This window comes from Pseudomonas sp. NPDC087185 (assembly GCF_044744955.1).
Taxonomy (GTDB): domain Bacteria; phylum Pseudomonadota; class Gammaproteobacteria; order Pseudomonadales; family Pseudomonadaceae; genus Aquipseudomonas.
Genome location: NZ_JBIUZK010000005.1, coordinates 135,988 through 159,661 on the forward strand (window position 1 = coordinate 135,988; position 23,674 = coordinate 159,661).

A 23,674-nucleotide genomic window follows, 5' to 3' on the forward strand; every position below is an offset into this window, starting at 1 on the left:
CTCAAGGTGCAATTGCCATGTTGGAACTGGGAAGGGTAGCCCAGCGTGCGCCGGTTCGGAGCCTGGTCTTCGGTTGGCTGCTGTGCCTGTTTTTTTTCATGCTCGTCACCCTGTTGTTGGCAGGCGAGTATGCGCGTAAGGAAGAAGTCCAGGGCCGTGTCCTTACCCGCGATGTGGTACGCATTGCCAGCGAGGGCAATGTACATGTCCAGGAAGTGCTGGTGACGGCTGGGCAAGCGGTGCACAAGGATCAACCGCTGTTACGGATTCGCCCGCAGGAACCTGAGAATCTCAACGACGCCAGTGGCCAGACCGCTACCGCGCAGAGCGCCGAGCGTCTGGGCAGTTTGCTGGCCGACACCCACAGCGACGAGCTGCGTGCCCGTGAGCTGTATCAGTCTCAGAGCCAGTCCCTGGCCCTGCAGATCGAACAATTGCAGGCCGATCTCGTGCTCAACGAGCAGATCGAGCAGTCGATCCGCCGTCGCGTCAGCATCGCGGCCGGCCTGCAGCGGCGTCACGAGCGCCTGGCGCGTGAGGGGGCGGTGTCCGAAGCCGCGCTGAACGAAGCCATCGTGCGTCACGAAACCGCCCAGCAGAACCTGGCCGGTAATCAGCAGGCCAATGTGGCGGCACGGCAACGCCTGCTGGAGCTGCAGCAACGCACCCGCGACGCCGGCCACCAGCTGACGTTGCGCCTCAGCGACATCGCCCGCCAGCGGCACGAACTGCTGGAGCGCCGTGAGGCCCTGAACAAGCGCCAGCACTATGTGCTGCTGTCTCCGGTGGAGGGCATCGTCGATGGCGTTTCGGTGTTCCCTGGCGGCCGTGCCCAGGCCGGCCAACCGATGATGCTGTTGCGCATCGAGCAGCCTGAACGGCCGGCGCCTACGGTGATGCTCGATATCAGTCCATCGAGCATCGGTTTCGCAAGCCCCGGAACACCGGTGATCGTGCGGGTCGACGCATTTCCGTACGAGCGCTATGGCGTGGTCAAGGGGCACATCGTGCACAGTACCGCCAGCACCTACCGCGACCCGCAACTCGGGGCTGCGGCCGACGCACAGGGCGAAGGCATGTACGTGGTGGAGGTTGCCCTGGATTTCAGCGACCCGCGCACGCGCATCCGCGAAGCCTGGCTCAAGGACGGCATGACCCTGCGCGGTTCGCTGCGCCTGGAATCCCTGAGCCTTATCGAGTGGCTGTTCCTTCCACTGCTCAAGGGCAGCCAGCGTAACCCCGACTTTCTCCAGGGGATGGCGACATGAGCCTGTTCGGTGATGCGTTGGGCCGCGCCAGGCGCTTGCTGCACCCGCGCGTACCCGTGATTCTTCAGGACGAAATGGCCGAATGCGGCATGGCAGCCATTGCCATGATCGCCAGCTACCACGGTCAGGCCACCACCTTGCGGCAGATGCGCCAGCGCTGCACGGTTGCCCGCGATGGCATGTCGCTGTTCCAGATCATCAAGGTGTGCGAAGCCTCCGGGTTTGCCTGCCGGCCGCTGCGGGTGATGCTCGACGGCCTGCGCCAGGTGCGCGCGCCGTCCATCCTGTTCTGGAACAAGATGCACTTCGTGGTGCTGGAAGCGGTGGATGGGGGCGGCCTGCATATCGTCGATCCGGCCTTGGGCCGGCGCTTCTACACCTGGGAAGAAGCGCTGCCGTTGTTCAGCGGCGTAGCCCTGGAGTTGGTGCCGGGTTTGCAGTTTACCTTGCGCCGCGCCAGCCCCTCACACCAGGCCCTGGGCTTCGGCAGTGTGCTCGCCGGCAACCCCTGGCTGCTGCGTTACCTCATTCCCATGGGCCTCTTGGCCATCGTCATGTACCTGGGGGCCATCGCAGCGCCGAAGCTGTTTTCGCTGACCATCGATGAAGTCGTGGCGAAAAACGACGCGGATTTTCTATTCCTGATTCTCTACGTCTTCGGCGCCGTCTTTCTGCTCAAGTCTGCCGCCGCCTGGGTGCGCAGCTGGCTCGACGCGCAACTGCGCATCGCCCTCAGCCAGGACCTGGGCATCGGGGTGGTGGCCTGGCTGTTACGCCTGCCTGTGGGCTATTTCGAGCGTCGGGCGCCGGGGGATATCCTGCGGCGCACCCAGGTCAGCGACCGCGCCTACATCCAGTTCACCGCCGGCTGGATGGACATGGTCATAGACACCGTCTTCGGCCTGGCCTTCCTCGGTCTGATGGCGCTGATCAACCTGCAACTGGCGGCGCTGTCCCTGGGGCTGTGCTTGCTGTTTTTCCTGTTTCGTCTGCTGACCCTGCCGATGATGGAGCGCACCCACAAAGCCTCGATCGAAGCCGAGACGGCCCGAAACGTGACCCTGCTTGGCACCCTGGGCGCGGTGGAGTCGATGAAACTTTACCGCTACGAAGCAACCAAGCTGGCACGCTGGAGCAACCAGCACGTCGAGACCGAGGCCGCCCGCGCCCGGGTGCAGCGCCTCCAGGCCATGAATGGTGTGGTGCATGATGGTCTGTCCCACGGCCACTCGCTGCTGGTCAGTGCACTGGGGGCTTTCGCTGTGCTGCAGGGCGAAAACAGCATCGGTGACCTGTTCGCCTTCGTGCTCTACAAGGACATGTTCATGGGCTGCACCCTCAAGGTGCTCGACCGTTATGCCAACTTGCGCCTGCTAAGGGTCGAGCTGGGGCGGGTGGAGGACATCGTCGACGAACAACCTGAGGCATCGGAAGACAACCTCTACCAGGCGCGCGCCGACGAGCCGGTGCCCGTACTGCAAAGCCTGCAGGTACGCGGCGGCGTGTTCCGCTACAGCAGTTTCGAGCGGCCGGTGTTCGCCGATGTCGACCTGCAATTGGTGGCCGGCAGCAAGGTCGCCATCTTCGGGCCGTCCGGGTGCGGCAAAAGCACCCTGCTCAAGGTATTGGCCGGGTTCTATCGGCTCGATGCCGGGCAGTTCGAGGTCAATGGCATCGAACTGCAGCGGTTCGGTCTGCAGCGCTTTCGCCAGCAGTTGGCGTATGTCACGGCCCATGACGAAATCATCACGGGTAGCGTGATCGACAACATTACCCTGGACAGCGACCGTGTCGACGGGGCCTGGCTGCAAGCCTGCGTAGAGCAGGCGGGCCTGCTGGAGGCGATACAGGGTCTGGCCAATGGCTTCAATACCACCTTGGGGCCCACAGGGGTGCAGCTTTCCACCGGCCAGACGCAACGCCTGCTCATCGCCCGTGCGTTGTACCGGCGCCCGCAAATGTTGCTGCTGGACGAACCTACCTCACACCTGGATGCCGGGGCTCGTGATCGGATCATCGCCACCATCGGGCAGTTGCCCACACTGTGCGTGGTCGTCACCCATGACCCGGAAGTCGCCAAGGCCTGTGATCAAGTGTTGCGCATGCAGGGTGGGCAGTTGATGACGATGCCCGAGGGTGGGTTGAATGGCTGAAACCGCTCATGTTGGCTGGCGCATGCGTTACTGGTTGTTACGCATGAGCGCCAGAGCCCGCCTGGCCCAGGCTTTCGCGCAATGCCTTGCCTGGGTGGCCCGCGTGCTGCCGCTGGGTGGGTTGTTCCGCTGGCTACCCGCGTTGCTGCAGCGCTCGCCGGCTGCCTGGCGCGGCAAGGACTACAGTCTGTGCCGGCAAAACCTCGAAGCCCTGGGCCATGCACCGGCGCAGGCCGAGGCCTTGGCCTGCCGCTACGGTGTGCTCCAGTGGCAACGGGCCGTGCACGAGCGGCTTTACCCCCGCCGCCAACCACAAGCGCTCAGAACCTGGGTGAACAGCATCCCAGAGGTCGACCCGCATGGTTGGGCCGCAGCGAGCCGGCCGGCCTTGTATCTGCTGCTGCATACGGGCGAATACTGGATGGCCGTGGCCAGTGTGATGGCCAGGGAAGCTGTGCCGACGCGCTTCGTGATTCCTATCTGGAATTTTGCTGACGCCTTCACCCAGGCTTCTCTTCGCCAACTCGAAGGGCTGGGGCATGGCGTAGAAGTGCTGGACGCTGCTCATCCCGGTGCGGCGCTGGCCATGGCTCGTGCGCTGAAGCGAGGCGAGCGGGTGATTGTGTTTTGCGATCTCCCGGTCAGCCTGGGGGCCTTGCGCTTTGGTGAGCCGCTGCCGGGCAAGTTGTTCAATCGGGCCGCACAGTTCGTCAAAGGGCCGCTGTTTCTGGCGGCGAAACTGCAGTGCGATGCCTTGTTGGTCGGGCATCACGCGGTATTGGGCGGCAAGGGTGAGCTACGAATACTGACGCGCATCCCAGCCGCCTCACTGGAGGTCATGCAAGCGCCGTGGATGGCGGCGCTCGAGTGCTTTCTGGCGGCGGCACCGGAGCAGTGGTTGTATTTGCCACGGATCGAGGCGTTCTACCATCGCCAGTGTTCGACGGCGCAACAGCGCAGCGCTGCGGCCTTCGGAGGCAGGCGATGAGCTGGCTGAACGTGTGGGGGCTGGCCATGGGCCTGGCGCTGGCGGGGTGTTCCTTCGTTCCGACCTATGTTCGGCCTCAGCCCCCCGTCGCGGCGCAGTGGCGTGATCAACCCGTGGCGCCAGCTGCCGCGCCACTTCCCGGCTGGCAACGGATGTTCAACGACCCGCAGCTGCGCGAGCTGATTGCCCAGGCGCTGGAGCATAACCGCGGCTTGCGTATTGCCGTGCAGCGTATCGACGAGGCCCGGGCACTGTTCGGCGTGGCCAGTGCCGATCTGTGGCCGACTTTGGGCGTGCAGGGTACAACCCAGCGGCAGCAGCTGTCAGCGCTGGACTCGCCAACGGGTGAGCGGGTGATCAATGAGCAGGGGCGCTTCCGCCTGGGCATCGGTATTACTGCCTATGAGCTGGACATCTGGGGGCGTGTGAGGGCCCTGCACGAGAGCGCCGGGCAGCAGTTGCTGGCGACCGAGGAGGATGCCCGGGCGGTGCAGATCGGCCTGGTGGCCGAGGTGGCCGCAGCGTATTACGAGGCGTTGGCTTACTTGAGTTTGCGCGAACGCCACGGCCAGCTGCTGGACGCCAGCGAGCGTTCGCTGGCATTGATCGAGCGGCGCCGTGGGCAGGGGTTGGCCAGCGAGCTGGAAGTGCGCCAGGCCCAGGCACTGGTGCTCGGGTTGGCGGGCGAGCAGGCGAGCGCCGAGCGGGGGTACGTGCTGGCGCTCAACCGCCTGGAGTTGTTGAGTGGGGCAGCGGTGGTGCCATCCCAGTTGCAGCCTGTGGCACTGGAAGGCGAGCAGGTGCTGGCCCCTGTTGCGGCCGGCTTGCCCTCGGGCTTGCTGACTCAGCGCCCGGACATTCGTGCGGCCGAGGCCCGGCTCAAATCCCACAACGCCAATATCGGCGCTGCGCGAGCGGCCTACTTTCCGCGTATTTCCCTGACCGGGTTGCTGGGGTTCAGTAGCCCGGAGCTCAACCAGTTGTTTCGCGGCGGGGCAAAGGCCTGGTCGTTCATGCCCGAGGTGACGTTGCCCGTGTTCGACTTCGGCCGCCGAGGGTCGCAATTGGCACTGGCCAAGGCCCAGCGCGATATTGCCGTCTCCGAATACGAACGGGCGATCCAGCAGGCGTTTCGCGAAGTCGCCGATGCGCTGGGGGCCACTGAACCGTTACGGCGCGAGCTGGAGTCGCAGCGTTTGTTGGTCGCGAATGAACGGCGGCGGGTAGAGCTGGCGACCTTGCTGTATGAAGACGGCTTGAACAGCTACCTGGAGGTGCTGGATGCGCAACGCAGCTTGAGCGCCGCACAGCAAGGGTTCATTCGGGCGCGCTTGGCCGGGCTGGGTAACAGCTTGTCACTGTACAAGGCGTTGGGAGGCGGCTGGGGCTAGGAGCGCATAGGCACTTCGCAAATGGCACGTGGTTCGTGCCTAGTGTCCGTGGCTACGCCCTACATGTGAATGTTCGGTTTCCGGCACCGACACCGCCCCATTCACTTCCAGTTGCTGCAGGATCGCGCACTCGGCTCCTTGCGCATTGCAGCGCTGGCGAAGCTCCACCAACTGCGCCTGCAGCGCCACCAAACCATCAATCCGCGCCTGCACATGCTCGATATGCTCATCAATCAGCGCGTTGACACTGCCGCAGGAGCCATCAGGGCTGTCGCGAAGGCGTAGCAAACTGCGGATTTCATCCAGGGTCATGTCCAGTGTGCGGCAGTTGCGGATGAAGGTCAGGCGTTCGACATGGGCCTGTGTGTACAGCCGATAGTTGCCTTCGGTGCGCGAAGGCTCCGGCAGCAGCTGCTCGCGCTCGTAATAGCGGATGGTTTCCACGGCGCAGTCGGTGGCTTTGGCCAGTTCTCCGATTTTCATGGCGAAATCTCCAGCAGGTGGCTTGACCCTATAGTGGCTACAGGGTGTTCACTTGGCAACAGGCGCACACTAAGGATGACCCCATGAACCAGCCTGTCAGCCCCCAACACCCGCACGACCATGACCACGCACACGGCGGCAAAAGCCATTGCCACGATGCGCACGCCCACAGCTGCTGCGGCACCAGTGCCGCACCGGCGCTCGTGCAATTGAGTGAAAAGGCAAGTGACACGGCGCAGCTAAGCCGCTTCCGCATCCAGGCCATGGACTGCCCCACCGAGCAGACCCTGATCCAGGACAAACTGGGCAAGCTGGCCGGCATCGAGCAGCTGGAATTCAACCTGATCAACCGTGTGCTAGGCGTGCGCCATACCCTGGCCGGTACTGCCGAGATCGAGCGGTCTATCGAAAGCCTGGGCATGAAGGCCGAACCCCTGGCCGATGATGGTGAAGGTGGCGCCGCTGCGCCCCAGCCGGTCAAAACCCGTTGGTGGCCACTGGCAATGTCCGGCGTTGCGGCGATTGCCGCGGAAATCGTCCATTTCAGCGGGCTGGCGCCCGAGTGGGTGGTGGCTGCCCTTGCGCTGGGGGCGATCCTCGGTTGCGGGCTGGGCACCTACAAGAAGGGCTGGATTGCCCTCAGGAACCGCAACCTGAACATCAATGCCTTGATGAGCATCGCCGTGACCGGCGCGGTATTGATCGGCCAGTGGCCGGAGGCGGCGATGGTCATGGTGCTGTTCACCGTCGCCGAGCTGATCGAGGCGCGCTCCCTGGACCGCGCCCGTAATGCCATCAGCGGCTTGATGCAGCTCACGCCGGACATGGCCACGGTGCAACAGGCCGACGGCGAGTGGCGCGAGGTCGAAGTGCGTCACGTGGCTATTGGCGCGCAGGTGCGGGTGCGCCCCGGTGAGCGGATCGGCCTGGACGGCGAAGTGCTCAGTGGGCAATCCAGCGTCGATCAGGCACCGATCACCGGTGAAAGCCTGCCGGTGGAGAAGGCCGTTGGCGACAAGCTGTTCGCCGGCACCATCAACCAGGCCGGCGCCCTGGAATACCGCGTCACTGCAGCAGCGGGGCATTCCACCCTGGCGCGCATCATCAAGGCCGTAGAAGAAGCGCAGGGCGCTCGTGCACCCACCCAGCGTTTCGTCGACACCTTCTCGCGCATCTACACCCCGGTGGTATTCGCCCTGGCCCTGGCCGTAGCGCTCATCCCGCCACTGTTCATGGCCGGCGCCTGGTTTGACTGGTTCTACCGCGCGCTGGTGCTGCTGGTGGTGGCGTGCCCGTGTGCGCTGGTGATCTCCACCCCGGTGACCATCGTCAGTGGCCTGGCGGCTGCAGCGCGCAAGGGCATCCTGATCAAGGGCGGCGTCTACCTGGAAGGGGGCCGCAAGCTGGACTTCCTGGCCCTGGACAAGACTGGCACCCTCACCCACGGCAAACCGGTGCAGACCGATGCCAAGGTCCTCGATCCGCGGTTCGATGGCCGCGCCCAGGCGCTGGCCGCCAGCCTGGCCGAGCGTTCCGACCATCCGGTTTCAGGTGCCATCGCCCAGTTCGGCAAGGCGCAGGGGTTGGCCCTGAGTGAGGTCACCGGCTTCGTCGCCCTTCCCGGGCGTGGCGTGCGCGGCGACATCGACGGCCAGACCTATCACCTGGGCAACCATCGCCTGGTCGAGGAGCTGGGCCTGTGCTCGCCGCAGCTTGAAGCGCAACTGGACGAGCTCGAGCGCCAGGGCAAGACCGTGGTGCTGTTGCTCGACCACAATGGCCCGCTGGCCCTGTTCGCCGTGGCCGATACGGTCAAGGACAGCAGCCGCGAGGCGATCGCCGAGCTGCACGCGCTGGGTATCAAGACCGTCATGCTCACCGGCGATAATCCGCATACTGCCCAGGCCATCGCAGCCCAGGTAGGTATCGACCGCGCTGAAGGCAACTTGTTGCCGGCCGACAAGCTGACCATCATCGAGCAGCTGTATGCCCAGGGCCACCGTGTCGGCATGGTCGGTGACGGTATCAACGATGCGCCGGCCCTGGCCCGCGCCGAGATCGGCTTCGCCATGGCTGCTGCCGGTACCGATACGGCCATCGAGACCGCCGACGTGGCGCTGATGGATGACGACTTGCGCAAAATCCCGGCGTTCGTCAGGCTGTCGCGCCAAAGTGCGGCGATCCTGACGCAGAATATCGTTCTGGCGTTGGGCATCAAGGCGATATTCCTGGCGATCACTTTTGCCGGCATGGCCACCCTGTGGATGGCGGTGTTCGCCGACATGGGTGTGAGCCTGCTGGTGGTGTTCAACGGGCTGCGCCTGCTGCGCAAATGAGGTCATGCAATGCTCAGTGCCGAGCTCAAAGCCTTTTACATGGTGGCCCGCCTGGGCAGCATCACCCTGGCGGCGAAGAAACTAGGGCTCAGCCAGCCGACGGTGACCACGCAGATCCGTAACCTGGAGAGCCAGTACGCGGTGGAGCTGTTCTACCGCGGGGGGCGGCGCCTGGTGCTGAGCGAGGAGGGCGTGCGCCTGCTGCCGATGGTCAAGGCGCTGCTGCAGCAGGAAGCCGACATCGAATTCGAGCTGCGCAACAGCGGGCAGCAGCAGGGCCGCCTGCGCATCGCGGCGACTGCGCCTTACTACATCCTCGACCTGGTGAAGATCTTCCGCGAACGGCTGCCGCAGGTGGACGTGGCCGTGGAGATCGGCAACTCGCAGCAGGTGCTGGAGATGCTTGAGGACTACCGCGTCGATATCGCCGCCTCGTCACAGTTGCTCGAGGACGCCCGCCTGGTGCGGCGCGTGCTGGGCACCGACCCGCTGGTGGTGGCGGTGCACCGCAATCATCCATTGGCACACCGCCAGACGGTGTCCATCGATGGGCTCGCGGGGCATTGCCTGCTGATGCGCGAACAGGGCTCGACCACCCGCAAGCTGACCGAGCAGATGATGCAGGATGCGGGCGTAAAAGCAGGAGCCCTGCTGGAGATCGGCAGCCGCGAGTCGATCCGCGAAGCGGTGCTGCGCAATATCGGCATCAGCGTGATTGCCCGGCACGAGGTGCCGCACAACCCCGAATTGCGGGTGCTCGCGCTGGAGAATGCGCCGGTGATGCATGAGTACCTGTACTGCCTGAAGGAGCGGCGCCAGGCCCGGTTGCCGGCGGCCTTCCTTGGGGTGGCGCAGGAAGTGGTGGGGTCACAGTTCTAGTCCTGGGGTGGCCACTACAAAATCTGCCTATACCACTATCACCCGCTTTTGCCTTGACGCCACAGAACCTTCGCACAGCCTTCCTAGCATGGCCCCATCTGTTCGATGAGGCCTTGCCATGAACCACGCCACCCCGGGCGCACAGATGAAAGTGCGCGGTATCCACAAGCGTTTCGGTGCCTTCACGGCACTGAACGATGTCTCCCTGGACATCGCCGCCGGCGAACTGGTCTGCCTGCTCGGCCCTTCGGGCTGCGGCAAGACCACCCTGCTGCGCTGCATTGCCGGCCTTGAGCGTCAGGACCGTGGTGAGCTGTACATCGGCGAACGCGATATTTCCGAGCTGCCGCCCCAGGCCCGGGACTACGGCATCCTGTTCCAGTCCTACGCGCTGTTCCCCAACCTCACCGTCGAAGCCAACATCGCCTACGGCCTGACCGGCAGCGGCCGTGATGAAAGCCGCCAGCGTGTGGCCGAAATGCTTGAACTGGTGGGCCTGACCGGCAGCGAAAAGAAATACCCCGGCCAGCTCTCCGGCGGCCAGCAGCAACGTGTGGCCCTGGCCCGTGCGCTGGCGCCGTCACCGTCGTTGCTGCTGCTCGATGAACCCATGTCGGCGCTGGATGCGCGCGTGCGAGAGCACCTGTGCACCGAGCTGCGCCAGCTGCAGCGACAACTGGGTATCACCACGCTGATGGTCACCCACAACCAGGATGAAGCCATGCTCATGGCCGACCGTATCGCGGTGATGAACAACGGCCAGGTCGAGCAGTACGCCACCCCGCAAGAAATTTACGATCAGCCCGCCACACCGTTCGTCGCCGAGTTCGTCGGCCAGGGCAACTGGCTGCCGTTCCAGCGCAATGGCGACAGCCACGCCCAGGTCGGCGCCATGAGCATGCGCCTGGCACCCGGAGCGCCGCGGGCCAGCAGCGGCCGTTTGTTCTGCCGACCGGAGGCGATCACCGTCAACCCGGTGGTGCATGAAGAGAACCTGTTCCCGGCCAAGGTTCGCGAAATCACCTTCCTGGGCAACCGCTGCCGCATGAGCTTCGAGCTCAAGGCCCTGCCGGGGCATTCCCTGCTTGCCGAGCTGGCACCAGAAGCGATGCCGAGCCTGGGTTCCCAGGACATCTGGGTGGCGCTGCCGCCTCAGAGCCTGCAGGTGTTTGCCTGAGATGGCCGCGCCAATGACCCTGCCACTGCCCCAGGCCAAGCGCGCGACGCGGGGTGACGTCGCCCTCGGGGACCGGCTGTTCGTCGTCGGTGGCAAGAGCCTGCTGCTGATCCTGCTGCTGCTGGCGGTGCTGATGCCGTTGCTGGCAATCTTCTGGCGTGGCTTCAGTGGCGACGCTGGCCAGGGTGGCGGCCTGGCGGCGGCCCGTGAACTGTTCGCCAGCAGCAACTTCCACTGGCTGCTCGGCAACAGCCTGTCGGTGGCCTTCACCGTTGCCGCGATCGTGGTCCCGCTGGCGTACCTGTTCGCCTATGCCCTGCAACGCACGCTGATCCTGGCCAAGGGCGTGTGGCGGGGGATCTCGCTGCTGCCGCTGCTGGCGCCGTCGATGTTGCCGGCCATTGCCCTGGTCTACCTGTTCGGGAACCAAGGCCTGCTGCGCGGGCTACTCAGCGACAACATCTATGGCTTCTGGGGCATTGTCCTGGGCGAGGCCATCTACACCTTCCCGCACGCGCTGATGATCTTGCTCTCGGCCCTGTCATTGGCCGATGCGCGGCTGTTCGACGCTGCGTCCAGCATGGGCGCCGGGCCGTGGCGGGCGTTTCGCAGCATCACCTGGCCGGCTACCCGCCAAGCGGTGTTCGCAGCGCTCTGCCTGGTGTTCACCCTGACCATCACCGATTTCGGCGTGCCGGTGGTCGTCGGTGGTGATTACCAGGTGCTGGCGCTGGAGGCCTACAAAGCGGTTGTCGGCCAGCAGCAGTTCGGCCGCGGCGCGCTGATCGGCATGGTGCTGCTGGTACCGGCGCTGCTCAGCTTTGCGGTCGACGCCTGGCTGCGGCGCCGCCAGGGTGAGGCCATGAGCGGCCGTGCCCAGGTGTTCGAGCCCAAGCCGTCGCGCCGCCGTGATGCCTGCTACCTGGCCCTCGTGCTGCTGGTGTGCGCTGTGCTGGTGGGGGTGATCGGCATGGCCGTGTACTCGTCGCTGGTGACCTTCTGGCCTTACAACATGACCTTGTCGTTCAAGCACTACCTGTTCGACGACACTGCAGGCGGTGGCTGGCTGGCGTATCGCAACAGCGTGACCATGGCCATCGGCACGGCGCTGATCGGCAGCATCGTGATTTTCGCCGGTGCCTACCTGATGGAGAAAACCCAGGGCCAGCGCCTGCTCAATCAGGCACTGCGCCTGCTCAGCTTCATCCCCATGGCAGTGCCGGGGCTGGTGCTGGGCCTGGGTTATGTCTTCTTCTTCAACCTTAATGGCAACCCGCTGCACGTGTTCTACGGCGGCATGGGCTTGCTGGTGGTGTGCACCATCGCCCACTACCTGACCACCGCGCAGATGACCGCCACCACCGCGCTGCGTCAGCTCGATGGCGAGTTCGAGGCCGCCGCGCTGTCGCTCAAGGCGCCGCTGTACAAGCACTTCGTGCGGGTTACCGTGCCGATCTGCCTGCCCGCGCTGCTGGACATTATCCGCTACCTGTTCGTCTCGGCCATGACCACCGTCTCGGCGGCGATCTTCCTCTACAGCCCCGACACCCTCCTCGCCGCCGTCGCCGTGCTGAACATGGACGATGCCGGCAACGTCGGCGGCGCTGCCGCGATGTCGACCTTGATCCTGCTGACCAGTGCCGCCGCTTCGCTGTTGCTGGCCGGTGCTTCCCGCGGCCTGCTGCGCCGCTCCCAGGCCTGGCGCCAGCGCGCGCCAGGCCATTGACCGACTGCCCACTCTGACAGGAACCGCATCATGTTCAAGCCACTTGCACTTGCCGCTGCCGTATCTGCCGTATTCAGCCTGCAGGCCTCGGCCGCCAGCACGCAGCTGACCGTCTACACCGCCCTGGAAGCCGAGCAGCTCAAAAGCTACAAGCAGGCCTTCGAAAAGGCCAACCCGGACATCGAGATCAAGTGGGTGCGCGACTCCACCGGCATTATCACCGCCAAGCTGCTGGCCGAGAAAGACCGCCCGCAAGCCGACGCGGTGTGGGGCCTGGCGGCTTCCAGCCTGGCCATCCTCGACCAGAACGGCATGCTCGACGCCTATGCACCGAAAGACCTGGGCACCATCTCCCCCAACTATCGCGACGCTGCCAACCCGCCGGCCTGGGTGGGTATGGACGTGTGGGCCGCGACGATCTGCTTCAACACCATCGAGGCCGAGAAGCAAGGCCTGAGCAAGCCGGTAAGCTGGCAGGACCTGACCAAGCCGGAGTACAAGGGCAAGATCGTCATGCCGAACCCGGCCTCGTCCGGTACCGGCTTCCTCGATGTGAGTGCCTGGCTGCAGACCTTTGGCGAGCCGCAGGGCTGGGCCTACATGGACGCCCTGCACCAGAACATCGGCCAGTACGTCCATTCCGGTTCCAAACCGTGCAAGCTGGCGGCAGCGGGCGAATTCCCGATCGGCATTTCGTTCGAGTACCCGGCCGTGCAGCTCAAGCGCCAGGGCGCGCCGCTGGACATCGTATTGCCGAAGGAAGGGCTAGGCTGGGAGATCGAGGCGACTGCGCTGATCAAAGGCTCACCGAAGGCGGATGCCGCCAAGCGCCTGGCCGACTTCTCGGCAAGCCCGGCGGCCATGGAACTGTACAAGGAAAACTTCGCCGTGCTCGCCGCACCGGGCATTGCCAAGCCGCAGACCGAATTGCCGGCCGACTATGAGCAGCGCCTGATCAAGAACGACTTTGCCTGGTCCTCGAAAAACCGTGACCCGATCCTGGCCGAGTGGCGTAAGCGCTACGACGGCAAGTCGGAGAAGGTCGCGCAGCAGTAAGGCAGGCCTGAACTGAATCCTCCACCATCCAGGACCGAGACCAACCGATGCTCACTCCAGACCAGATCATCGACAGAACCTTCGCCCTTTACCAGGAACATGGCACCGACGATTACATCGGCGAGGCCATCACCCAGCTGGAGCACATGTCCCAGGCCGCGCAACTGGCGATGGCCGAGGGCTTCGATGACGAAGTGGTACTGGCTGCATTCTTCCACGACATCGGCCACCTGTGTGGCGGCGACGGCAACATGGCCGGTTATGGCGTGGTCAGCCATGAGCGCATCGGTGCCGAGTACCTGCGCCGCTGCGGTTTCGGCGAGCGAATGGCGCGGCTGGTGCAGTACCACGTGGCGGCCAAGCGTTACCTGACGTTGCGCCAACCTGGGTATTACGCGCGGTTGAGCGAAGCCAGCCGACGGACGTTGGCCTATCAGGGTGGGGTGATGACCGACGAGGAGGCGGATGCTTTCGAGCGGGACCCACTGTTCAGCGTGAGCCTGCGCATGCGCGAATGGGATGAACGGGCCAAGGAGATTGGGGTGCCGGTGGTTGAGCTGGCGGTGTTGAAGCACAAGGCATTGGCGTTGCTTTGATGGCGTGGTTGGCATTGCCGGCCTCTTCGCGGGCTTGCCCGCGAAGAGGCCTGTGAGCACACCCTTAAATCTGTAGCACCAGCGCCTCCAGCTGCTCTTGCCGCTCAGCCTGATTGACCCGGGCCCCAGGGTTGAGCGTCGACCATTGCGGGTGTGCCCGCGCCTTGCTCAACGCTTCGGGCAGTTTGCCTTCACGCCAGGCCTTCTCATCCAGTTCACCCAGGCGAATGCTGCTCTGCGCCGCATGCCCACGGCTATCCAGCGCTGCCATCAACTGTTGCTGGCGCAACGCCAACAGTCGCAATACGGTGTCGTCCACGGTCAGCTCGCGCTGCCCCTTCAGTTTGCCCATCAGCCGTGAACCATAGTTGCGCGCCGTCTGCAGCGCGCCCCCGGCAATGGCGCCGGCCAGCGCGGCAGCGCCAAGGGTAAGGCCACCGACCAGCAAGTCGACCCCTGCGCCGGCAGCGGCACCTGCGGCCACGCCGCTGCCCAGGCGCACGCCAAGCAACTTCAACGTCTCGGGGTTGAACAAGTCATCGCCCCAGCGCCCATCGAGCAGCGGCAGGTCACCGGCGTTGGCGTCCTCACGGCGGAAGGCATAGAGCTTGAGCAGTGCCTCGACGCAGCGCTGCTCGCGCTGGCGCACGTCCTGGCGCAGCGCCTCGATGGCCTTGGCTTCGGCGGCAGGCTCGGCTTCGACACTGCGCCGGCAGGCGGCGCAGTCGAGCAGCAGTTCGGCGATCAGCCGCTTGCCGCTGTGCTGGCGGGCCAGGCGCTGCGCCTGCTGGTCATCGATCAGCCGTTGCAGGGCCGGGCGGGCGTCTTCCAGCAGCAGGGCCAGGCTTTCGTACAGGCGGCGCTCGCCATCTTCGGGCGGCGCCACGCTGTCGAACCGTACCAGCGCATGCAGGCCCAGGCGGGCCAGGGCGTCGCGCCATTCGGGTTCGCGGTGCTGGCTGCTGGCGACGAAGTTGAGTACGGGCAGCAACGGCTTGCCGCAACTGGCCAGCACTTCCAGCTCGTCACGGTACTTGGCCAGCACCGGTTCACGGGCGTCGATCACATACAGGCCGGCATTGCTGGCCAGCAATTGGCGCAGCACCTTGGCCTCCTGTTCGAAGCGCTGGCGCGCCTCGCTGCCCTGTAGAAAGCGCTCCAGGCGGGCCGGGCCGTCGAGCCGCTCGCCCGGGCGCTCCAGGCGCTCCAGGTAGTCGAGCAGGGCGATGGCATCTTCCAGGCCGGGTGTGTCATAGAGCTCGAGCAGCGCTTCGCCGTCCACCGACAGGCGAGCGCCCTCCACGTGGCGGGTGGTGCTCGGGCGATGGGACACCTCGCCGAAGCCGACATCACGCGTGAGTGTGCGCAGCAGCGAGGTCTTGCCGACATTGGTGTGGCCGACCACGGCCAGTTTCAGCGGCTCAGTCATGGCCATGCTCCAGCCAGGTCAGCGGTGAGGTATCGGCGTGGGGCAGGCCGAGGCGGTCCAGCGCCTCGTGCCAGTCGCCCAGTCGCTCGGCATCCAGGGCCTGGCCGGGGGCCGCCTGCAGCAACCAGATGCGCGTGGCCCCGGCATTGCGCGCCAGCTCGGCCAACAGCGCGAGGCTGCCGCGGTCGGGCGAGCGGCGGGGGTCGCAGGCAATGGCCAGGCGCGCCGGGGGGAAGCGACTGAGTTGTTCCAGCAGGCGGTTGCGTGACTCGCGGCTGTCGAGCACCCCGGCATCGGTCACGCCCTTGCTCAGCGCCGGGGGCCACGGCCGCTGGTCGTCCAGCTCCAGCCCGACCAGCAGCGCGCCGCTGCTGCCGGTTTCCAGTTGGCCGGCCTGGAACTGCGGTAGCGATTCGGGGGCTACATCCTGCACACCGATGCGCTCGCTGCGTGGCATGAGGGCTTCGCGCAGGTGTGCGTAGCCTGGCAGGCTGAGGTCCAGGGCCAGGCGTTGGCGGCCCTGGCGCCAGCGCCACAGGCACAGGCCGGCCAACAGCAGACGCGGCAGCAGGCCGTACACCAGCACCACGCCGAGCAGCCAGCTGGCCCAGGCCTGGCGGGCGATGTCGAGGGCCGGCAGGGTGTCACCGCTGGTGCGGATCATGCTTTCGTCCGGCACGGCAAAGCCGAGCAGCGAGGGCAGGGCGCCCAGGGCCTGGGTCAGGTGCACGAAAGGTTCGGCAGCGAGCAGGGTGGTCTCCCAGACGAAGCCGTAGCGGCGGGTGGCGAGCAGCGTCAGCAGCAGCGCGAGCGCACTGAGCATGGCCAGCACCCACAAACTGTGGACCAGCAGGCCCAGCAGCCAGCGGTTCAGGCGCTGGCGTTGCAGCAGCACCAGCAATGCCGGCGCCAGGTGCCCGGCCTTGGCGTCGCGGGCGAAGCGTTCGCTCAGCCACAGCCACAGGCGCCCGAGGTTGGCGCCGTGTTCACCGCTGAGGATCAGGCCTGCGGCCCAGCCCAGCAGCATCAGCAGGTTCAGCCCAAGCAGGCTGCCCAGCGCCCAGAACACATTGACCGGGCGCTGCCCATCGCCGAGGGCGGCAAAGGCCAGGCCCACGCCGCTGACCACGGCCAGCAGCACCAGCGCCAGCAGCGCCAGGCGTGCGCCTTGCTTCCAGTGCTGCAGGGCGGTGGTGATGCCGTCGCGTTCGGCCAGGAACAGTGCGCGCGCTTCAATGCGCGCGGGCAGGTCACCGCCCCGTTGGCGAGCGTGGCGGTTGGCTTCCTGGTCTTCCAGGGGGCCGGCGTGTTCCTCGCGCAGGCGTACCGCTTCGGTGAGCCAGCGCGTGTCCAGTGGAGTCGGTCCAGTCACAAGGTCTTCCATTGCACGGTTCAGGGCAGAAGCATAACCCACCACGGGTTTGCTATCCTCGCCGGCATGACTACCTCACTCCCCCTCAGCCTGATTGCGGCGCTCGCCGAGAACCGCGTGATCGGCATCGACAACTCCATGCCCTGGCACTTGCCGGGGGACTTCAAGTATTTCAAGGCCACTACCCTGGGCAAGCCGATCATCATGGGCCGCAAGACCTGGGATTCGCTCGGCCGGCCGCTACCAGGGCGCCTGAACATCGTGGTCAGCCGCCAGCAGGGCCTGCAATTGGCCGGCGCCGAAGTGTTCACTTCGCTGGACGATGCCCGGGAGCGCGCCGAGCAGTGGGCGCGGGAGCAGGGCGTGGACGAGCTGATGCTGATCGGCGGCGCGCAGCTGTATGCGCAGGCGCTGGAGAAGGGCTTGGTGAGCCGCATGTACCTGACCCGGGTCGAACTGCAGCCGGAAGGCGATGCGTGGTTCCCCGCGTTCGACAAGGGGCAGTGGCAGCTGGCGTCGAGTGAAGCGCAGGCAGAGGCGGACAAGCCTGTGTATCACTTCGAGGTGTGGAACAAGCTGTGATGAATCTGGGGCCGCATTAGCGGCCCCAGTCGTTTCAGGCGTGGCTCAGCTCGGCATGCTCGTCGCCGGCCAGCACATCCTTGTCGGTCTCTTTCAGCAACTGGCTGGTCACCACGCCCGCCGTCATCGAGCCATTCACGTTCAGTGCCGTGCGGCCCATGTCGATCAGCGGCTCCACCGAAATCAGCAGCGCCACCAGCTCGACCGGCAGGCCCATGGCTGGCAGCACGATCAGTGCCGCGAAGGTGGCACCACCACCCACGCCGGCCACGCCTGCCGAACTCAGGGTGACGATGGCCACCAGGGTGGCGATCCACAGCGGGTCGAAGGTGTCGATGCCCACGGCAGGGGCCACCATCACCGCCAACATCGCAGGGTACAGGCCGGCGCAGCCGTTCTGGCCGATGGTGGTGCCGAACGATGCGCTGAAGCTGGCGATCGATTGCGGTACGCCCAGGCGGCGCGTCTGCGCCTCGATGTTCAGCGGGATGCTGGCCGCACTGGAACGGCTGGTGAAGGCGAAGGTCAGCACCGGCCAGACCTTGCGGAAGAAGCGCAGCGGGCTGACGCCGGTGGCAGCGAGGATGATGCCGTGCACCACGAACATCAGGCCCAGGCCGAGGTACGACACCAGCACGAAGCTGCCCAGCTTGAGAATATCGTCCAGGTTGGAACTGGCCACGACCTTGGTCATCAGTGCCAGCACCCCGTAAGGGGTGAGCTTCATCACCACGCGCACCAGGCGCATCACCCAGGCTTGCAGGGTGTCGATGGCCGACAGGGCGCGTTGGCCTTTCTCGGCATCGTCCTTGATCAGCTGCAACGCGGCCAGGCCGACGAACACGGCGAAGATCACCACGCTGATGATTGATGTCGGCTTGGCCCGTGCCAGGTCGCCCACCGGGTTGCTCGGGATGAACGACAGCAGCAATTGCGGGATGTTGAGGTCGGCGACCTTGCCCGCGTAATCGCTGTGGATAACTTGCATGCGTGCGCTTTCCTGGACGCCGGCCACCAGGCCTTCAGCGCTCAGGCCGAACAGGTTGGTCAGGACGATGCCGATCAGCGCGGCGATGGCGGTGGTCAGCAGCAGCGTGCCGATGCTCAGCACACTGATGCGGCCCAGCGAGGAGGCGTTGTGCAGGCGCGCCACGGCGCTGAGGATCGAGGCGAAGATCAGCGGCATGACGATCATTTGCAGCAGGCCGACGTAGCCGTTACCGACCAGGTCAAGCCAGCCGATGGTGGCTTTCAGTACCGGGTGGCCTGCACCGTAGACGGTATGCAGCACCAGGCCGAAACCTACGCCCAGTGCCAGGCCGAGCAGAACCTTCTTGGCCAGGCTCCAGTCGGTACGGCGGGTTTGCGCCAGGCCCAGCAGCAGGGCCAGGAACGCCAGCAGGTTGAGAGACAGCGGCAGGTTCATTGAAGCTCCAGGAAAAAGCAGAAGAGGCATCGCCTCTGTGAGCGATTGCGAACGGAAATGCTAACAGCCTGAAAAGAAACGAATTTATACCCAAAAGTAATTTGCTTAGTCGTTAATGGAATAACAGGCTGTCGCGGATAGCAATGAACGCGACGTTTACAGTGTTGTGAAGGTCGCTGTGGACCCCGCCTGCCGGGAATGATGGTCTAGTTTTTCCCGATCATTTCAGGAGATTCGTCCATGAAGTTCGCTCCAAAAGCCTTCGCCATCGGGTTGTCGCTGTTGTTCAGTGTCGAAACCTTGGCCACCGAACTCACGCACTGGCCCGCCGAGGCGGCCAGGCAACTCGATGCGATGATTGCCGCCAATGCCAACAAAGGTAACTACGCGGTGTTCGACATGGACAACACCAGTTACCGCTACGACCTTGAAGAAGCGCTGCTGCCCTTCATGGAAAACAAGGGCCTGCTGACCCGCGACAAACTCGACCCGTCGCTCAAACTGATCCCGTTCAAAGACAGTGCCGGGCACAAGGAAAGCTTGTTCAGCTACTACTACCGCCTGTGCGAGATCGACGACATGGTCTGCTACCCGTGGGTGGCGCAGGTGTTTTCAGGCTTCACGCTCAAAGAGTTGAAGGTGCAGGTCGATGAGCTGATGGCTTCTACCAAGCCGATCCCCAGCACCTATTTCGAGGGGGACCAGGTCAAATCCATCGAGGTACAGCCACCCAAGGTGTTCACCGGCCAGGCCGAGCTCTACAACAAACTGATGGAGAACGGCATCGAGGTCTATGTGATCTCGGCAGCCTCCGAAGAACTGGTGCGCATGGTCGCCTCGGACCCCAAATATGGCTACAACGTGAAGCCTGAGCATGTGATTGGCGTCAGCCTGCTACTCAAGGACCGCGTCAACGGCCAGCTGACTACTGCGCGCAAGCAGATCACGGCGGGGCACTACGATGCCAAGGCTAATGAAGGCCTGGAGCTCACCCCTTACCTGTGGACCCCGGCAACCTGGATGGCGGGCAAGCAGGCGGCGATCCTCACGTATATCGATGAATGGAAGAAGCCGGTGCTGGTGGGCGGCGACACCCCGACCAGTGACGGGTACATGCAGTTTCATGGCGTGGATGTGAGCAAGGGCGGCATCCACCTGTGGATAAACCGCAAGGCCAAGTACATGGACCAGTTGAACGGAATGATCGCCAAGCATGCAGCGGCCCAGGCCAAGGAAGGGTTGCCGGTGACGGCGGACAAGAACTGGGTGATCGTGACGCCGGAGCAGATTCAGTAGGTTTTGTCGTATCAGAGCGGGCCTCTTCACGGGCTTGTCCCGCGAAGAGGCCCGCACAGGCATAAAAAAACCGGCGCTCAGGGCGCCGGTTTTCATTCACAGCTTCAAGGCCTCACAGGCCGTCCAGCAGTGCCTTGTCACGCACAGCACCCTTGTCGGCACTGGTCGCCAGCAGGGCGTAGGCTTTCAGCGCGGTGGTCACCTTGCGTGGGCGCACTTCGACCGGCTTCCAGCCTTTTTTGTCCTGCTCGACACGGCGTGCGGCCAGCTCTTCGTCGCTGACCAGCAGGTTGATCGAACGGTTGGGGATGTCGATCAGCACCTTGTCGCCGTCGCGCACCAGGCCGATGGCGCCGCCCGCAGCGGCTTCCGGCGAGGCGTGGCCGATCGACAGGCCCGAGGTACCGCCCGAGAAGCGGCCGTCGGTGAGCAGGGCGCAAGCTTTGCCCAGGCCTTTGGACTTCAGGTACGACGTCGGGTAGAGCATCTCTTGCATGCCCGGGCCGCCTTTCGGGCCTTCGTAACGGATGATGACGATGTCGCCAGCTTTGACTTCGTCAGCGAGGATGCCGCGCACGGCGCTGTCCTGGCTTTCGAAGATCTTCGCGTTGCCTTCGAACACGTGGATCGACTCATCGACACCGGCGGTCTTCACCACGCAACCGTCGAGGGCGATGTTGCCGTACAGCACGGCCAGGCCGCCTTCTTGCGAATAAGCGTGTTCGAAGCTGCGGATGCAGCCGTTTTCACGGTCGTCGTCGAGGGTTTCCCAACGGGTCGACTGGCTGAACGCCGTCTGCGTCGGGATGCCCGCTGGGCCGGCCTTGAAGAAGGTGTGCACGGCTTCGTCATCGGTCTGGGTGATGTCCCACTTGGCGATGGCTTCTTCCATGCTGGCGCTGTGCACGGTCGGCAGGTCGGTGTGCAGCAGGCCGCCACGGGCCAGCGAGCCGAGGATGCTGAAGATGCCGCCGGCGCGGTGGACGTCTTCCATGTGGTACTTCTGGATGTTTGGCGCCACCTTGCACAGCTGAGGCACCTTGCGCGACAGGCGGTCGATGTCACGCAGGTCGAACGCCACCTCGCCTTCCTGGGCTGCGGCCAGCAGGTGCAGGATGGTGTTGGTCGAACCGCCCATGGCGATGTCGAGCATCATGGCGTTCTCGAACGCCTTGAAGTTGGCGATGCTGCGCGGCAGTACCGACGTGTCGTTGTCGCCGTAGTAACGCTTGCACAGCTCGACGATGGTGCGGCCGGCGGTGAGGAACAGCTGTTCGCGGTCCGAGTGGGTAGCCAGGGTCGAACCGTTGCCCGGCAGGGCCAGGCCCAGCGCTTCGGTCAGGCAGTTCATCGAGTTGGCGGTGAACATGCCGGAGCACGAACCGCAGGTCGGGCAGGCGCTGCGCTCGTACTCGGCGACCTTCTCGTCGGAGGCCGAGGAGTCGGCGGCGATCACCATCGCGTCGACCAGGTCCAGGCCGTGGCTGGCCAGCTTGGTCTTGCCGGCTTCCATAGGGCCGCCAGAGACGAAGATCACCGGGATGTTCAGGCGCAGGGCGGCCATCAGCATGCCGGGGGTGATCTTGTCGCAGTTGGAAATGCACACGATGGCGTCGGCGCAGTGGGCGTTGACCATATATTCCACGGCGTCGGCGATGATCTCGCGGCTCGGCAGGGAATACAGCATGCCGTCATGGCCCATGGCGATGCCGTCATCGACCGCGATGGTATTGAATTCTTTGGCCACGCCACCGGCGCGTTCGATCTCGCGGGCGACCAGCTGGCCCAGGTCCTTCAGGTGCACATGCCCTGGGACGAACTGGGTGAACGAGTTGGCAATGGCGATGATCGGTTTCTTGAAATCGTCGTCCTTCATGCCGGTGGCGCGCCAAAGGGCACGGGCGCCGGCCATGTTGCGGCCGTGGGTGGAAGTCTTGGAACGATAATCAGGCATGAAGCACTCCTGGCGGCTAAATCAGGTCACAAAAAGGGGAGTGAGCTTCTCTTGTCCTTTGCGCCTTAGGCCGGTTGCCACTGGCACGGATGGGGCCGAAGACAGCACGGGATCGCCGCGTGCTCGACCAGAGCTCATAAACCCGCCGGGGGATGACTGGCGATGAATAGCCCGATTCTACACCGCTGGCGCGGCGAGGGAATGGCGATGTGTCTGGGCGGTGGCTTTGGCCGAGTGATCGGTGGTGTGTAGGACGTTTCCCAAATGCTGATTAAGGGGCTGACCCGCTGGCCCTGGCTGACTATGATCCGCCCGCCGCATGTGCGGCTTCACGAGACACACCTCAATGGACCTTCCCAGTTTCAGTTCATACCGAACTTGTAAATTGGCACTGAGCGCGCCGTCGCCAGGGCTTGCGAAGGCTTGAGCCCGCGTGGCTGAGGTTTGCAGGTGCCTGCGTCGGCGCCTGGAGAACCTCATGCAACACACGTCCGACACCCTTGTTTCCCCGCTCGACCTGCGTCAGGCCGCCCAGGCGCGCCGCGATGACCTGCTGCACCCGCAAGGCTACCCAGAAGGGACCGCCGGCTACCTGATGACCAGCGAGTACTCGTGCCTCGATGCCGGTCTCAGTGCCAGCCAGGCCATCGACAGGCTGCGCCGCGAGGCCGCCGATGCCGAAACCATCTACCAGTCCTATGTGCTCGACGGGCAGCGCAACCTGCTGGGTACGCTGTCCCTGCGGGAGTTGATCCTGGCTGCGCCAGATGAGCTCATCGAGCGAATCATGGTGCACAAGGTCATCTGCGTCTGTACCTCGACCCGCCAGGAAGAAGTGGCCCGCTTGATCCGTGAGCACGACCTGCTGGCCGTGCCGGTGCTGGACGAAGTCGGGCGGTTGGTGGGCCTGGTGACCTGCGACGATGCACTCGACGTGGTGGTCGAAGAGGCCACCGAGGACTTCCATAAAGGCGCATCCATCACCAACCATGTTGGCAACCTCAGGGATGCCACCGTCAGCCTGCTGTACCGCAAGCGAGTCCTGTGGCTGGTGTTGCTGGTGTTTGGCAACCTGTTCTCGGGGGCAGGGATCGCCGCGTTCGAAGAGACCATTGCCGCGCACATCGTGCTGGTGTTCTTCCTGCCGCTGCTGGTAGATAGCGGCGGTAACGCTGGGGCGCAGTCGGCGACCCTGATGGTACGGGGCCTGGCGACGGGCGAGGTGGTCATGCGCGACTGGCTGCGCATGCTGGGACGTGAGTGCGGGGTGGCGTTGGCGTTGGGCGCCACCATGGCGGTCGCGGTGGCATCGCTGGGAGCACTGCGCGGTGGGGCGGACATTGCCCTGATCGTCGCCAGCAGCATGCTGGTGATCGTGTTGCTGGGCAGCCTGATCGGCATGAGCCTGCCGTTCATGTTCACCAGGCTCAAGCTCGACCCGGCGACGGCCAGTGGCCCGCTGGTGACCTCGATTGCCGACGCGGCGGGGGTGTTGGTGTACTTCGGGATTGCTGCGTACGTGCTGGATATCTGAAGCGCAGGGGGCCGCAAAGCGGCCCCCT

Annotated in this window: 18 protein-coding genes; 13 read left to right on the forward strand and 5 right to left on the reverse strand. The window is 64.8% G+C overall.

Annotated features, from left to right (window positions below; all coding sequences use genetic code 11):
* Positions 1-17: 17 nt before the first annotated feature.
* From ACIPIJ_RS18260 to ACIPIJ_RS18275, 4 genes are read left to right on the forward strand one after another with little or no spacing between them, the layout of a single operon-like run.
* Positions 18-1,268, forward strand: coding sequence for an HlyD family secretion protein (locus ACIPIJ_RS18260; RefSeq protein WP_401079205.1), 1,251 nt, complete (start codon positions 18-20; stop codon positions 1,266-1,268).
* Positions 1,265-3,421, forward strand: a complete 2,157-nt coding sequence (locus ACIPIJ_RS18265) for a peptidase domain-containing ABC transporter (protein WP_401079207.1) — start codon at positions 1,265-1,267, stop codon at positions 3,419-3,421. Before ACIPIJ_RS18260 ends, ACIPIJ_RS18265 begins: the two co-directional genes overlap by 4 nt.
* Positions 3,414-4,409 carry a hypothetical protein gene (locus tag ACIPIJ_RS18270; RefSeq protein ID WP_401079209.1) on the forward strand — a complete coding sequence of 332 codons (996 nt, stop codon included), beginning with the start codon at positions 3,414-3,416 and terminating at the stop codon, positions 4,407-4,409. The genes ACIPIJ_RS18265 and ACIPIJ_RS18270 overlap by 8 nt, the downstream gene beginning before the upstream one ends.
* The gene (locus tag ACIPIJ_RS18275) at positions 4,406-5,800 is read left to right on the forward strand and encodes an efflux transporter outer membrane subunit (RefSeq protein ID WP_401079211.1); all 1,395 of its coding nucleotides are present in this window, start codon (positions 4,406-4,408) and stop codon (positions 5,798-5,800) included. Before ACIPIJ_RS18270 ends, ACIPIJ_RS18275 begins: the two co-directional genes overlap by 4 nt.
* A gap of 39 nt (positions 5,801-5,839) precedes the next feature.
* On the opposite strand, the gene cadR is transcribed toward ACIPIJ_RS18275, so the two are convergent.
* Positions 5,840-6,283, reverse strand: coding sequence for a cadmium resistance transcriptional regulator CadR (gene cadR, locus ACIPIJ_RS18280; RefSeq protein WP_401079213.1), 444 nt, complete (start codon positions 6,281-6,283; stop codon positions 5,840-5,842).
* 83 nt (positions 6,284-6,366) lie between these two features.
* On the opposite strand from cadR, the gene ACIPIJ_RS18285 reads away from it, so the two are divergent.
* The 6 genes from ACIPIJ_RS18285 (at position 6,367) to ACIPIJ_RS18310 (ending at position 14,053) form a co-directional block, all read left to right on the forward strand.
* Positions 6,367-8,619: a heavy metal translocating P-type ATPase gene (locus tag ACIPIJ_RS18285; protein ID WP_401079215.1), complete on the forward strand. Its 2,253-nt coding sequence runs from the start codon at positions 6,367-6,369 to the stop codon at positions 8,617-8,619.
* 9 nt (positions 8,620-8,628) lie between these two features.
* Positions 8,629-9,498, forward strand: a complete 870-nt coding sequence (locus tag ACIPIJ_RS18290; RefSeq protein ID WP_401079217.1) for a LysR family transcriptional regulator — start codon at positions 8,629-8,631, stop codon at positions 9,496-9,498.
* Between the two features lie 118 nt (positions 9,499-9,616).
* Complete coding sequence (locus tag ACIPIJ_RS18295) at positions 9,617-10,675, forward strand: putative 2-aminoethylphosphonate ABC transporter ATP-binding protein (protein ID WP_401079219.1); 1,059 nt, start codon at positions 9,617-9,619, stop codon at positions 10,673-10,675.
* Position 10,676: 1 nt separating this feature from the next.
* Complete coding sequence (locus tag ACIPIJ_RS18300) at positions 10,677-12,401, forward strand: putative 2-aminoethylphosphonate ABC transporter permease subunit (protein WP_401079221.1); 1,725 nt, start codon at positions 10,677-10,679, stop codon at positions 12,399-12,401.
* Between the two features lie 30 nt (positions 12,402-12,431).
* Positions 12,432-13,457 (forward strand): putative 2-aminoethylphosphonate ABC transporter substrate-binding protein, encoded by a 1,026-nt coding sequence (locus ACIPIJ_RS18305; protein ID WP_401079223.1) that lies wholly within the window; start codon positions 12,432-12,434, stop codon positions 13,455-13,457.
* Positions 13,458-13,504: 47 nt separating this feature from the next.
* Entirely contained in the window at positions 13,505-14,053 is a 549-nt protein-coding gene (locus tag ACIPIJ_RS18310) for a phosphonate degradation HD-domain oxygenase (RefSeq protein ID WP_401079225.1), read from the forward strand.
* 64 nt (positions 14,054-14,117) lie between these two features.
* Here the strand turns inward: ACIPIJ_RS18310 and ACIPIJ_RS18315 are convergent, their stop codons facing one another.
* Both ACIPIJ_RS18315 and ACIPIJ_RS18320 read right to left on the reverse strand, forming a co-directional pair.
* A complete protein-coding gene (locus tag ACIPIJ_RS18315; protein ID WP_401079227.1) occupies positions 14,118-15,482 on the reverse strand; it encodes a GTPase/DUF3482 domain-containing protein in 1,365 nt (454 codons plus the stop codon).
* Positions 15,475-16,866 carry a DUF2868 domain-containing protein gene (locus ACIPIJ_RS18320; RefSeq protein WP_401079229.1) on the reverse strand — a complete coding sequence of 464 codons (1,392 nt, stop codon included), beginning with the start codon at positions 16,864-16,866 and terminating at the stop codon, positions 15,475-15,477. Before ACIPIJ_RS18320 ends, ACIPIJ_RS18315 begins: the two co-directional genes overlap by 8 nt.
* Before the next feature lie 54 nt (positions 16,867-16,920).
* On the opposite strand from ACIPIJ_RS18320, the gene ACIPIJ_RS18325 reads away from it, so the two are divergent.
* A complete protein-coding gene (locus tag ACIPIJ_RS18325; protein ID WP_401079231.1) occupies positions 16,921-17,436 on the forward strand; it encodes a dihydrofolate reductase in 516 nt (171 codons plus the stop codon).
* 34 nt (positions 17,437-17,470) lie between these two features.
* On the opposite strand, the gene ACIPIJ_RS18330 is transcribed toward ACIPIJ_RS18325, so the two are convergent.
* The gene (locus ACIPIJ_RS18330) at positions 17,471-18,862 is read right to left on the reverse strand and encodes an L-cystine transporter (RefSeq protein WP_401079233.1); all 1,392 of its coding nucleotides are present in this window, start codon (positions 18,860-18,862) and stop codon (positions 17,471-17,473) included.
* 240 nt (positions 18,863-19,102) lie between these two features.
* On the opposite strand from ACIPIJ_RS18330, the gene ACIPIJ_RS18335 reads away from it, so the two are divergent.
* Positions 19,103-20,158: a haloacid dehalogenase-like hydrolase gene (locus ACIPIJ_RS18335; protein ID WP_401079235.1), complete on the forward strand. Its 1,056-nt coding sequence runs from the start codon at positions 19,103-19,105 to the stop codon at positions 20,156-20,158.
* Positions 20,159-20,270: 112 nt separating this feature from the next.
* Here the strand turns inward: ACIPIJ_RS18335 and ilvD are convergent, their stop codons facing one another.
* Positions 20,271-22,112 (reverse strand): dihydroxy-acid dehydratase, encoded by a 1,842-nt coding sequence (ilvD, locus tag ACIPIJ_RS18340; RefSeq protein ID WP_401079236.1) that lies wholly within the window; start codon positions 22,110-22,112, stop codon positions 20,271-20,273.
* A 478-nt stretch (positions 22,113-22,590) separates the two neighbouring features.
* Here ilvD and mgtE point away from each other — a divergent pair, with 478 nt between their 5' ends.
* Positions 22,591-23,646 (forward strand): magnesium transporter, encoded by a 1,056-nt coding sequence (mgtE, locus tag ACIPIJ_RS18345; RefSeq protein WP_401079238.1) that lies wholly within the window; start codon positions 22,591-22,593, stop codon positions 23,644-23,646.
* Positions 23,647-23,674: the final 28 nt, after the last annotated feature.